This is a genomic window from Pseudonocardia sp., assembly GCF_050246655.1.
GTDB lineage: Bacteria > Actinomycetota > Actinomycetes > Mycobacteriales > Pseudonocardiaceae > Pseudonocardia.
This window is the reverse complement of the sequence record NZ_JBFWVQ010000042.1, coordinates 35,508-47,688: the sequence shown is the minus strand read 5'-3', so window position 1 is coordinate 47,688 and position 12,181 is coordinate 35,508. Positions and strand designations below refer to the sequence as shown.

Genomic DNA, 12,181 nt, shown 5'->3' with positions numbered 1-12,181 from the left:
ACCTCGCCTTCCACCTGCGCCGGGGCGGGCGCGTCGCCCGACTCGACGCCGACGGCGACCCGAGCCGGTGGGCCGCGCGGCTGGCCGAGGCGGAGGCCCGCCACGACCGCGTGCTGCTCGTCGCGTCACACCCGGCGGACGCGTGGTCGCGGTTCTGCCTGCGGGTCGCGGACCGGCCGCTCGTGATCGCCGATCCCGCCCAGGAGCCGACGCCGGGGCGCCGGTTCCCGCGATCGGCGCAGCTGGTGGTCCTCGGCGGGGGGCCGGGGCTGGGGCGCTGGCTGGACGCCGTCCGGCCGTCGGCGCACCATCTCGTCGACCCGAGCTCCCCGGACGCGGACGTCGACCGCCTCGCCCGCCGCGTCAGCGGCCGGGCGTTGGGGCTGGTGCTCTCCGGTGGCGGGGCGCGGGGGCTCGCGCACATCGGCGTCGTCGACGTGCTGCGGCGGGCCGGCGCGCCGATCGACCGCGTGGGCGGGACGAGCATGGGGGCGGTCGTCGCGGGCATGGTCGCGATGGGCCGGGACACAGCCGAGATGCTCGACCTCGCCCGCCGCGAGCTCGCCCGCAGGCGCCCGTTCGGGGACGTCGTGTGGCCGCGCCATTCCCTGATCCGGGGGGCGCGGGCCGAGCGGCTGCTCGGCCGGGTCTTCGGTGACGCGCGGATCGAGGATCAGCGCACGGCGATGTTCGCGGTGAGCGCCGACCTCGTGGCGGCCGAGCCCGTGGTGCACCGCCGCGGCCGGATCGCGGACGCCGTCGCGCTGTCGGTGCGGCTGCCGGGGATCGCGCCGCCGCGTTGGGTCGGCGGGCGCCTGCACGTCGACGGCGGGATCCTCGACAACCTGCCCGTCGAGACGATGGCGGCCGAGGGCGAGGGCCCGGTCGTCGCCTCCGACGTGGCGCCGCGGTTCGACGCGACCTTCGGCGACGGGAGCAGGCTGCCGGGGATCATCGACACGGTCGGCCGGTCGATGACGCTCGCGGGGGCGCGCCGCGGGTCGCGGGCGTACTCCGCGGCGCACACGCTGCTCGCGCCGGACCTCGGCGATCTCGGGCTGTTCGACTTCGCCCGCCTCGATGAGTTCGTCGACCGCGGCCGGGCAGCGGCGGAGGAGGCGCTGCCGCGGCTGCGGACGCTGTGGTGAAGGCTGTGCCGCCTGTGATCACCCGGCTCGGTCGAGGTGCCGTTCGCGCAGCACCTCCAGCCGCGCGCGGTACTCCGGCTCGTCCAGCTCGCCGCGGGCGAACCGCTCCGCGAGCAGGTCTTCGGCCGTCCGCGGGCGCGCCGCGGGCCGGTCGTCGCGGCGTGCCAGGTGCCGCAGCAGGACGACGACCGCCGCGGCGACCAGCAGCCAGACGAGGACCGTGGTCACCGCCGCCATGGTCATGCCCCAACCACCGGCCGCGGGTCCGTACCACCACATCATCGTGACCACCTCCCGGTCCGTAGGGTCGTCCGGTGACGCGGCGGGCACCGAGGGCGAACGGCCCCGATCCGGTGCACCGGACGGCCCCGACGCACCGGGACCCGGCCCGTCAGCTCTGCGGTCGGTCCCTCGGCAGCCGGGCCGCGATCACAGCGGCGGCGACGGCCAGCCCCGTCGCCGCGACCGGCTGCGCGACCTGCGCCGTGAACCCGGCCACCACGAACACCGGCAGCAGCACGGCGTAGGCGGTGCCGGCGGCCCGCAGCCCGCGGCGGGCCACCGCCGTGCCGAACGCGATCGCCCCGACGACCAGGAGCAGCACGCCGGTCGCCGCCGTGGCGACCAGCGGCAGCCCGTAGACGTCGGCGTCGATCACGGCGGCGTCGGGGGAGCCGCGCAGGTGCGCGCGCCCGACGGCAGGCTGGGCGAACGCGGCCGCGCCGAACACCGCGCTCGTGACGACGTTGCCGATCACCGTCCCGGCGACCGCAAGGTAGGTCGCCGGTCCGGGCCGCAGGTACGCCGCCGCCGCGACGACGCCGAGCACGCCCAGCGCGGCCCCGAGGATGCTCGCGCCCAGGTGGGAGGCCAGGAACACCGCCGTCGTGACGTACCGGGCGTAGGCGTCGAACGCCGCCTTCGGGTCGGGCTGGTGGGTGAGCGTCCCGAGCGCGAGCAGCGCGGCGTGCAGCGGCAGCAGCCACAGGGTCGCGCGGACGGTCCCGGTGCGCACGTCGCCCTCCCGGCTGCTCGGCGGTGGAGCGCAGCCTAGGGCGCCGGTGCCGGAATCCCTGCGCGCGACGGCGGAGGCGGGCCCGCCTGCACTAGCGTGACCGGTGTGCTGCTCACCGCCGCCGGCGCCGCCCTGCTGATCGTCGACGCCCAGCAACGGCTCGTCCCGGCCCTCCACGACGGCCCGACCATGGTCGCCCGCATCGTCCGGCTCGCGGAGGCCGCGCAGCTGCTCTCCGTTCCGGTGTGTGCCACGGAGCAGTACCCGGACGGGCTCGGTCCCACCGTCGGGGAGCTCGCGGCCTATCCGGCGCTGGTGGCGGCGAAGACGGCGTTCGCCGCCACCGCTGATCCCGGGTTCGCGACGCTGCTGCCGCCCGGCACGAAGGAGGTGGTGGTCACGGGGTGCGAGGCGCACGTGTGCGTGCTGCAGACGGTCCTGGGGCTGGTCGAGGCCGGGCACCGGACGGTCGTCGCCACGGACGCCGTCGGCTCCCGCGACCCCGCCGACAAGGCCGCCGCGCTGGAGCGCATGGCGCGTCACGGTGCCGAGCTGGTGACCTCGGAGATGGTCCTGTTCGAGTGGTTGCGCGACGCGCGGCACCCGCGGTTCCGCGAGGTGCAGAAGCTGCTGAAGTAAGCGGGGTTCGCCGCACGGGAACGCAGGAGTTGACGCGCCCGTCCCGGCCGTGATGGTGGTCGTCGGGAGGGCGACGATGCCGGGTGTCTCGATCACCACCGCCGAGCCGGACGTGGCCCGGCTGGAGTGCGGGCGCGTCTACTTCCCGCACCGGCTGACGGTGCTGCACCACCCGGCGGACTTCCGGATGACGCTCACCGCCGCCTCCCTCGGGCCGGTGTCGGTGGGGCTGCTGGGCTACGCCGGTGAGGTCCGCCTGGAGACCGCTGAGCTGGAGACCGGCTACGAGGTCAACGTCCCCTTGGACGGGCTGCTCGGCACCTGGACGGGGCACGCCGAGGTGTGCGCCTCGCCCGCCACGGCCGCGGTGTACCGCCCGGACGGCCGCACCCGCATGCACGGCTGGCGCGAGGGCGGGCGCCTGCTCGGGATCAAGGTGGAGCGCCCGGCGCTCGAGGAGACCCTCGCCGAGCTCGCCGACCGGCCCGTCGACGGCGTCGTCCCCCTCGGCCCCGCGCTGGACCTGCGCTCCGGCGCGGGCGCGCAGTGGTGGGCGCTCGCGCGGGCGCTCGTCGCCGTCGCGGAGGACCCTGACGGCCCGCTCGCCCGGCCGATGGTGGCGCGGCCGCTCGCTCAGGCGGTCGTCGCGGCGCTGCTGCACGCCGTCGAGCATCCCTGGCGGGACGCGCTGGACCGGCGGCCCGCGACGCCGCGGCCCGCGTCGGTGCGCGAGGCCGTCGAGCTGCTGGAGGCGGAGCCGGAACGGCCGTGGACGGTCGCGGAGCTGGCCGGGCGGGTCGGGGTGGGCAGCCGCGGGCTGCAGGACGGGTTCGCGCGCCACGTCGGCGTGAGCCCGACGGCCTACCTGCGCGACGTGCGGCTGCGCCGCGCCCACGCGGACCTGCTCGCGGCGGACCCGGGGTGGCAGACGGTCGCCGAGATCGCGCTGCGCTGGGGGTTCGCCCACCTGGGCCGGTTCGCGGCGGCCTACCGTCGCCGGTACGGGCAGGCGCCGTCGGTCACCTTGCGCGGGTGACCGTCGAGAACGACCTTCTGCAGCCGGAACGGCCCTGTTGATCAGCACAACGTCGTTCTCGACGGGGACACCGCGGGAATCGGCCAGCCGGACTGCGTCCCGCGGATCGAAGGTGACGGCCGTCACGTCTAGCGTCGGCGGCCGACCGGAGGAGACGCCGTGACCACCACACTCGACTTCAACCCCATGGTCAGCCCGCACCGGGAGGACCCGCACCTGTTCTACCGCGAGGCCCGCCAGGGCCCGCCGCGGCTGAGCCCGACGCTCGGTGTCTACATGGTCACCCGCTACGAGGACCTGAGGACCGTCATCGACGACCCGCAGACCTACTCGTCGAAGGCGGCGCTGCCGCTGATCTTCGCCAACCCTCCGGAGGTCACCGACGTGCTGCGCGCCGGCGGCGTCGCGGAGACACCCATGGTCGTCAACGAGGACGAGCCCGAGCACCTGCCGATCCGGCGGGTGTTCGACGCCGGTTTCACGGGCGCCCGCGTGCGGGCGATGCTGCCGACGATGCGCGCCCGGGCCGACGAGTTGATCGACGGCTTCACCGACGGCTCGGCCGAGCTCGTCGGCGGCTACGCCGTGCCGTTCGTGCAGACCGTGATCAGCGCGATCATCGGCTTCCCTCCCGAGGACACCGCGCGGATCCAGGCCTGGACCGACGACGTCAACACGCTCTGGAACGTCCTCTCGCCCCTGGAGGCGCGGGTCGCGGCCGCGCACGGCCTGGTCGACTACACCCGCTACCTGCAGGCCGTCATCGACGACCGCCGCGCGAACCCCCGCGAGGACCTGGTCTCCGACCTCGTCCACGGCGCGAACGGCCATCCCGGCCTGGCCGACGAGTACGTGCACAACATCGTCCGCGGCGCGGCGCGGGTCGCCGGGTTCGACACCACCCGCGACGCGATCACGGCGACGCTGCTGGTGATGCTCGAGAACGACGGCGTCCGCGAGCGGGTGCTCGCCGATCCCGCCCGGACGATCCCGAAGCTCACCGAGGAGGCGCTGCGCCGCGACGCCCCGCACCGCGGCCTGTTCCGGATCACCACCCGCGACACCCACCTCGGCGGTGCGGACCTGCCCGCCGGCACGCCGCTGCTGCTGCTCTTCGGTTCGGGCAACCGGGACGAGACCGTGTTCCCCGGCCCGGACGCCGTCGACCTCGACCGCCCCAACGTGCGCGACCATCTCGCCTTCGGTCGGGGCCTGCACGTCTGCCCCGGGGCCCCGATGGCCCGCGCGGAGATCCGGGTGGCGTTGGAGACGCTGATCCGGCGCCTGCCGGAGCTGCGGCTGGCCGACGGCTACGAGCCGACCTACATCGCCAGCTACTTCTTCCGCGGGTTGGAGCGCCTCGACGTGAGGTGGTGACCGTCCGCCCCCGCGTCGAGAACGACGTTGTGCAGCGCATTCGGGTGAATCGAGCGGCGCAACGTCGTTCTCGACGGGGCCGGGCGGGGGCGGCACGGGGCGGGGCGGGGCCGGGGTGCGACGTCAGTGCTCGGGCTCCGTGCCCACCAGGGCGCCGAGCACGACGGTGCAGGTGAGCCCGCACGACGCGCACCACAGGACGAGGTGACGGTCCCGCGCGACCCAGTACTCCTGGACGAACGTGGCCTCGGCGGCGCAGGCGGGGCAGAACCTCACCGTGACGGCAGCGGTCATGACCAGGCGGGGACCGGGTCGCCGAACAGGTCGAAGATCTCGTCGCGGATGGGGGAGAAGCGGATCGAGCTCTCGCGCGTCCACAGCTGGCGGAACTCCACCGCGGAGCCGAACTTGTCGCGCTCCATCGGCAGGTCGATGCGGTCGTGCGGCTCGCGGAACGTGCACAGCGGATCGAGCCCCTGCTCCACCCGTTCGACCTGCTCGGTGTAGAGCTTGCGCAGCAGGATGACGCCGAGGTCGGAGCGCCCCAGGTGCTCCTTCGACCGGTCCGCGATCCGGCCCTGCGTCACCCAGGCGACGATGTCCTGGCCGTCGACGTAGTCGCGCAGCCAGTTCCCGCCGGCGTCGAACAGCGGTACCTCGTAGGTCGGGATCGTCTCCTGGGGCGGTGCGCCCCCGTCCGGCGCGTAGGTCTGGTACCAGACGTGCCAGGTGTTCTCGTCGTCGATCGGCACCCGGATCTGGAACGTCGCGAGCCCGGCCGCGCCGACGCGCAGCATGTGCGGGAACACCAGCGGGTGGCCCACCTTCCAGTCGTCGTCCTCCTCGGTGTGCCCCTCCAGCACGCGGCGCTTGAGGATGCCGTGCTCGAACACCTCGAACGCCACCTTGACGTGCTTTTTCGTCACCACCGGCAGCGGCCCGGAGCCGCCCAGCTCCTTGAGGAACGAGCCGTAGCGCCCGTGCAGCCACTCCACGTGGTACGGGTCGACGGAGTTCTCCATGATCTGCAGGAAGTTGCAGGGCAGCTCGGCGTGCCCGATGTCACGCCACGCGCCGTCCATGACGAACAGGTCGTAGCGCGGCAGCTCCGGCGCAGGAGCGGGCCCGAGGTAGGCGAAGATCAGCCCACCCAGCTCCTGCACCGGATACGCGGTGGCGCGGATGCGGTCCTTGAACGTCGAGTCGGCGGGCTCCCCCGGCTGCTCCAGGCAGGTGCCGTCGGCGGCGAAGCGCCAGCCGTGGTAGCCGCAGCGCAGGCCCTCCTCCTCGGTGCAGCCCAGCCACAGCGCCGCCCGGCGGTGCGGGCACTGCTCGGCGAGCAGGCCCACGGTGCCGCTGCCGTCGCGGTAGAGGACGAGGTCCTCGCCCAGCAGGCGGCGCTTGACGGGGATCCGGGTGGCCATGTCGTGGGTGGCGATCGGCCACCAGTAGCGGCGCAGCAGCTCGCCCATCGGCGTGCCGCGCCCCACCCGCGTCAGCCGCTCGTTCTTCTCCGCGCTCAGCATGCCCGTGACGGTAGGGACGCCTCGCGGCGCCGCCCAGGGCTACGTTGCGGCCCGCGGAACGGGGGAATGCGGAGATCGCCGGATCCGGGACATGGCGTGCGCTGGTGCACCTCCTGTCACGGAAGCAGTGATCATGGACGGGGCGGGTCAGCCGGCGACCACCGCCGGGCGGTGGCCGATCCAGGGTTGCGCGCGCTCGAGGTCCGCGGCCAGCGCGAGCAGCGTCGCCTCGTCCGCGTAGGGCGCGATCAGCTGCACGCCGACCGGCCAGCCCTCCTCGGTGCGGCCCATCGGCAGCGAGATCGCCGGGTTGCCGGTGACGTTGGACAGCGCGGTGAACCCGGCGCTCGCGAACAGATGATCGTACCAGCCGCGAGGGTCGTGCGCGGGGTCGTTCGCGTTCAGGTGGCCCAGCGCGGTGTTCGGCACGTTCATCGTCGGGGCGAGGAGCACGTCGTAGGTCTGGTGGAAGGCCGCGACGGCACGGGTGACGGCGTTGAAGACCCGGTCTGCGGCGTAGAGGTCGCAGGCGCGCAGCGTGCGGCCGTACTCGGCACAGACGAGCGTCGTCGCCTCCAGGTGGTCGGGCCCCGGCTCGATGCCCAGCAGCCCGGCGACGACGTCCACGCCGTCGGCGAGGAAGCTGCACCAGGCCACCAGGTTCGCGTGGTCGAACGCGGCGGCGTCGAGCTGCGGGGCGGCCTGCTCGACCGTGTGTCCCATCCCCTCCAGGAGCCGCGCGGTGGCCTCGGTCGCCGCGACGCAGCGGGGATCGACGGTGCCGCTGCCGGAGAACGGGCTCACGTGCAGCGCGATTCGCAGCGGCCTGCTGTGCGCCTCCTCGACGTACGGGCGGGCGGGGTCGGGCAGCAGGTAGCGGTCGCCGGGCTCGTGGCCGTGCACGGCGTCGAGCAGGCCCGCGCAGTCCCGGACGGTCCGGGTCACGGCGAACTCGACCCCCAGGCCCAGCAGCGGGTCGGCGTAGTCGGGGCCGGGAGAGGTACGGCCCCGGCTGACCTTGAGCCCGACGAGCCCGCAGGCTGCCGACGGGATCCGGATCGAGCCGCCGCCGTCGTTCGCGTGCGCGACCGGCACGGCGCGGGCGGCGACGAGCGCGGCCGAACCCCCGCTGGAGCCGCCGGGGCTGCGCGTCACGTCCCAGGGGTTGCGGACCGAGCCGGTTGCGACGGGTTCGGTGTTGGCGTTGAAGCCGAGCTCGGGGGTGGCGGTGACGCCCATCGTGGCGAGCCCGGCACGGCGGAAGCGGGCCATGAGGTGGGTGTCGGTCGGCATCGGGATCCCGGTCCCGAGCAGGCGGGTCCCGGCCCGCTGCGTGACCCCCTCCGCGTGCAGGACGAGGTCCTTGATCGCGAACGGCACGCCGCCGAACGCGCCGTCCGGGGCGTAGTCCAGCGGGGTCTCGAACCGCTCGCCGACCAGCGCGTTCAGCTCCGGCTGGACGGCGTCGAGCGCCTCGGCCGCCGCGTCCTGCACCTCCTGCGCCGTGACCTCCCTCGCGCGGATGAGCTCCGCGAGGGCGGTGGCGTCGAGGTCGGCGTACTCGGCGAGCTTCATGGATCCTCCCGGGGTCGGGCCGACCGTAAGTCGCCCGCGCACCCGCGCGCATCGGCCGGTCGGCCGGATGCGGCGTGCGCCTGGAGGCCAGCCGCCTCCGCGACTCAGGGCGTCGCGAACCGTTCCCGCAGCGCCTTCTTGTCGATCTTCCCGACCTTCGTCACCGGCAGCTCGCCGACCAGCTCCAGGTGCTCGGGCAGCTTGAACCGCGCCACGCCTGCGGAGTCCATGCTGGCGCGGATCTCCTCCAGCGTGACCGCGGCGCCCGGCCGGGGCACGACGTAGACGGCCACGCGCTCGCCCAGCTCGCGGTCGGGCATCGCGACCGCCGCCACCTGCGAGACGGCCGGGAGCCGGTAGACGAGGTTCTCGACCTCCTCGGCGGAGATCTTCTCCCCGCCCCGATTGATCATGTCCTTGTCGCGGCCCTCGACCACGAGGTAGCCGTCCGGGGTGCGGCGGCAGATGTCGCCGGAGCGGTACCAGCCGTCCGGGGTGAACGCGCGGGCGTTCTGCTCAGGGGCGCGGTAGTAGCCGCGCGGCGTGTACGGGCCACGGGTGAGCAGCGCACCCGGCTCGCCGTCGGGGAGGTCCGCACCCAGCTCGTCGACGATCCGGACCTCGTCGTCCGGGCTCATCGGGCGGCCCTGTGTGCTGCAGACGATCTCGTCCGGGTCGTCCAGGCGGGTGTAGTTGAGCAGGCCCTCGGCCATGCCGAACACCTGCTGCAGCTGCGCGCCCAGCACGGGCCCGACCGCGCGGGCCAGCTCGTCGGCCAGTCGGGCCCCGCCGACCTGGAGAACGCGCAACGCCCCCGGCGGGCCGTGCTCGGCGGCGTGCTCCAGCCAGCGCCCGGCGACCGCGGGCACGACCGCCGTGTGCGTGACGGCCTCCGCCGCGATCGTCGCGAACGCGCGCCCCGGCTCCGGCGAGGGCAGCATGACGACTCGGCCGCCCGCGAGCAACGTGCCGAGGATGCCGGGGCAGGCGAGCGGGAAGTTGTGCCCGGCGGGCAGCGACACGAGGTAGACGGTGGCGGCGTCGATGCCGCTCACCTCCGCGCTGCCCGTGGCGTTGTAGGCGTAGTCGTCGTGGGTGCGGGCGATGAGCTTGGGCAGGCCCGTCGTCCCGCCGGAGAGCAGGAACACCGCGACGGACCGGGGGTCCGGCGGCCGCGCGTCCCAGCGGGCGCGGTCGGCCGCCGGATCGGTGGCCGGGCCGCACAGCTCCCGCAGGTCCGTGCTGGTGCCGGCCACGTCGCCCGCGACGAGCACGTGGCGCAGGCCGAGCTCGTGGGCCATGGCCTGGTGGTCGAAGTCCCTGATCCGGTCCGGCACCGCGATCGCGACGGCCTCCGCGTGCCCGGCCAGGTACTCCAGCTCCGCGCGGCGGTGCGCCGGAAGCGCCATCACCGGCACGATCCCGGCGCGCAGGCAGGCCTGCAGCAGCACCACGAACTCCCAGCCGTTGGGCAGCTGCACGACGATCCGGTCGCCGGCGACGATGGCCAGCTCGGCCAGGCGGGAGGCTGCGGCGTCGGCCCGCGCGGCCAGCTCGGCGTGGGTGAGCCGGACGTCCCCGTCGACGAGCGCGACGGCGTCGGGGGCGCGGTCCGCGGTCTCGCGCAGCAGCGTCCCGAGCGGGATCCCCCGCCAGTGGCCCGCGGCGACGTAGCGGGCGACGAACTCGTCGGGCCAGCCGACGGTGCCGTCAGAGACCGGTGCGGCCATCGGGTGTCTCCTCGGTGAGAGTGATCACGGCGTCCAGCGCGACGAGGCCGTCGCGGGTGAGCCGCAGAGGGTTGATCTCGACGTCGGTGAGGTCCGGACGGGCGTCGAGCAGCGCGCCGAGCCGAGCGACGAGCGTGCCCAGCTCTGCGCGGTCCAGCACCGGGCCGCCGCGGAACCCGTCGAGGAGGGCGGCACCGGCGAGGTCGTCGACCATCGCGGCCGCCTCGGCCCGCGTGAGCGGGGCGACCCGGACGGCGACGTCCGCGAGCACCTCCGCGACCGTTCCACCGAGCCCGACGAGCACGACGACCCCGAACACCGGGTCGCGGCGGGCGCCGACGATGAGGTCGACGCCGGGTGGGGCCATCTCCTCGACGAGGACGCGGTCGGCGCCGATCGCCTCCAGCGCGGCGTCGAGCTGCGCGGGGGTGCCGATCCCGAGGCGGACGCCGCCGACCTCCGTCTTGTGCAGGATCGCCGCGTCGAGCACCTTCACGGCGACGGGCCCGCCGAGCCGGGCGAGCGCGGCGTGGGCGGCGGCGCGGCCGGTGCAGACCGTGCGGCGGGGGGTGGGGAACCCCAGGCTGGCGACGAGGGACTTGGCGCGGTCCTCGTCGAAGGGACCCGCTGCGGCCGGATGCGTGCGCGCATGGGCCGCCGGTGGCGCCGTCCGGTCCGCGGCGGGGCGGCCGTGCTCCGATCCGGGCGAGCGGAGGGCGGCGCGCGCCCGCGCCTCCGCCACCAGCGCTCCGACGGCCGCGGCCACCCCGCTCGGGTCGCCCACCGCCGGCACGCCCCTGGCGATGAGCTCCCGGCGCACCGCCGCGGGCCCCGCCCCGGCGCCGCCGACGCCGACGACGAGCGGCACGCCGACGGCCGCGCCGTCCACCGCTGCGACGAGGTCGAGCGCGTCCGGCTCGTGCAACGCGTACGCCGCGACGACGTCCACCCCGGAGTCGGCCGCGACCGCGCCGAGCACCTTCGCGAAGCCGGGGTCCGGACGCCCCGTGTCGACGGGGTTGGCCTGGTAGGTGAGCGGCGGGAGCAGCCCGGCGAGCGTCTCCCGCGTCGCGGCCGTCAACGGCGGGACGGACGCGCGGCGCCCGCGCAGGTCGTCCAGCAGCAGCAAGCCCGGCCCGGCCTGCCCGGTGAGCACCCCGACCCCGGGGTCGGGGTGCGGCGCCAGCCGCTGCAGCGACAGCGCGCCGACCGCGTCCACCAGCTCCCGCTCGGAGTCGACGAGCACCGCCCCGGCCTGGCGCAGCGCGGCCCGGGTGGTCCGCCACGAGGTGGCGAGCGCGCCGGTGTGGGACCGCGCGAACGCGGCGACGTCGTGGCGCCCGACCACCAGCGCCACGACGGGGCGGTGCGCGGCGACCCGGGCGACGGCGTCGAGCAGCCGCGGCCCGTCCGCGACGGACTCGACGTGCAGCGCGACGGCGGCCGTGCCGGGGTCGGTGGCGAGATGGTCCAGGACGGCCGCGGTGTCGACGTCGACGGCGTTGCCCAGCCCCACGGCGAGGCTGATCCCGTGCCCGGCCTCGGCGAGGGCGAAGGCGAGCGCGTGGTTGACCCCCCCGCTGGCCGCGACGACGGCGACCCGCCCGGCCGGCACGTCCGCGATGCCCGGCACGAAGCTCGCGGTGAGCCGGCGGCCCGGCACGAGGAAGCCGGAGGTGTTCGGGCCGAGCACGCGGATCCCGGTCTCGGCGGCGACGGCCGCGAGCGCGTCCTGGTACCCGATCCCCGGCCCGCCTGCCTCGGCGAACCCGCCCCCGCAGACGACGGCGGCGCGCGCCCCGCCCGCGGCGGCGTCCGCCAGGGCGGCGGCGCTCGCGGCGGCGGGGACGCACAGGATCGCGAGATCCACCGGACCGTCCGCCGCCGCGACCGACGGGAGCATCGTGGCGTCACGGGGATTGACGGGAGCGAGCGTGCCGGGGAAGGCACGCAGCGAGCGCGCCAGGACGGCACCGAGCTTGGCCGGGCTGCGCGAGGCCCCGACGACGGCGATCCCGCGGGGTGCGAACAGCGCGGCCAGTGGACCGTCCGCGCGTGGGACGGCCGCCTGCGTGTCGAGTCCGGTCACGGGGTCTCCTCGGGCGACGGGGTCGTAGCGGCGGCCGGTCGCGGAC

General features: G+C 75.5%; 11 protein-coding genes. 4 read left to right on the top strand and 7 right to left on the bottom strand.

Annotation, left to right across the window (positions count from 1 at the left end; all coding sequences use genetic code 11):
* Positions 1-1,148: patatin-like phospholipase family protein (locus tag AB7J25_RS15540; protein ID WP_428509557.1), on the top strand; the 1,148-nt coding region annotated here is incomplete at its 5' end.
* 18 nt (positions 1,149-1,166) lie between these two features.
* On the opposite strand, the gene AB7J25_RS15535 is transcribed toward AB7J25_RS15540, so the two are convergent.
* Positions 1,167-1,376, bottom strand: a complete 210-nt coding sequence (locus AB7J25_RS15535) for an SHOCT domain-containing protein (RefSeq protein WP_428509555.1) — start codon at positions 1,374-1,376, stop codon at positions 1,167-1,169.
* A gap of 163 nt (positions 1,377-1,539) precedes the next feature.
* Positions 1,540-2,163: a hypothetical protein gene (locus AB7J25_RS15530; protein ID WP_428509553.1), complete on the bottom strand. Its 624-nt coding sequence runs from the start codon at positions 2,161-2,163 to the stop codon at positions 1,540-1,542.
* Positions 2,164-2,268: 105 nt separating this feature from the next.
* On the opposite strand from AB7J25_RS15530, the gene AB7J25_RS15525 reads away from it, so the two are divergent.
* The 3 genes from AB7J25_RS15525 to AB7J25_RS15515 all read left to right on the top strand — a co-directional run bounded on the left by AB7J25_RS15525 (position 2,269) and on the right by AB7J25_RS15515 (position 5,215).
* Complete coding sequence (locus tag AB7J25_RS15525) at positions 2,269-2,802, top strand: isochorismatase family protein (protein WP_428509551.1); 534 nt, start codon at positions 2,269-2,271, stop codon at positions 2,800-2,802.
* A gap of 76 nt (positions 2,803-2,878) precedes the next feature.
* On the top strand, positions 2,879-3,838 hold the full coding sequence (locus AB7J25_RS15520; RefSeq protein WP_428509549.1) for an AraC family transcriptional regulator: 960 nt from the start codon (positions 2,879-2,881) through the stop codon (positions 3,836-3,838).
* Between the two features lie 159 nt (positions 3,839-3,997).
* Positions 3,998-5,215 (top strand): cytochrome P450, encoded by a 1,218-nt coding sequence (locus tag AB7J25_RS15515; RefSeq protein ID WP_428509547.1) that lies wholly within the window; start codon positions 3,998-4,000, stop codon positions 5,213-5,215.
* Positions 5,216-5,338: 123 nt separating this feature from the next.
* Here AB7J25_RS15515 and AB7J25_RS15510 read toward each other — a convergent pair whose 3' ends face one another.
* The 5 genes from AB7J25_RS15510 to AB7J25_RS15490 all read right to left on the bottom strand — a co-directional run bounded on the left by AB7J25_RS15510 (position 5,339) and on the right by AB7J25_RS15490 (position 12,135).
* Positions 5,339-5,509, bottom strand: a complete 171-nt coding sequence (locus tag AB7J25_RS15510; protein ID WP_428509545.1) for a hypothetical protein — start codon at positions 5,507-5,509, stop codon at positions 5,339-5,341.
* Positions 5,506-6,741: a Rieske 2Fe-2S domain-containing protein gene (locus AB7J25_RS15505; RefSeq protein WP_428509543.1), complete on the bottom strand. Its 1,236-nt coding sequence runs from the start codon at positions 6,739-6,741 to the stop codon at positions 5,506-5,508. Before AB7J25_RS15505 ends, AB7J25_RS15510 begins: the two co-directional genes overlap by 4 nt.
* Positions 6,742-6,888: 147 nt before the next feature.
* Positions 6,889-8,316 carry an amidase gene (locus AB7J25_RS15500; RefSeq protein WP_428509541.1) on the bottom strand — a complete coding sequence of 476 codons (1,428 nt, stop codon included), beginning with the start codon at positions 8,314-8,316 and terminating at the stop codon, positions 6,889-6,891.
* A 104-nt stretch (positions 8,317-8,420) separates the two neighbouring features.
* Positions 8,421-10,046 (bottom strand): (2,3-dihydroxybenzoyl)adenylate synthase, encoded by a 1,626-nt coding sequence (locus AB7J25_RS15495; protein ID WP_428509539.1) that lies wholly within the window; start codon positions 10,044-10,046, stop codon positions 8,421-8,423.
* Positions 10,027-12,135, bottom strand: coding sequence for an acetate--CoA ligase family protein (locus AB7J25_RS15490; protein WP_428509537.1), 2,109 nt, complete (start codon positions 12,133-12,135; stop codon positions 10,027-10,029). Before AB7J25_RS15490 ends, AB7J25_RS15495 begins: the two co-directional genes overlap by 20 nt.
* Positions 12,136-12,181 lie beyond the last annotated feature (46 nt).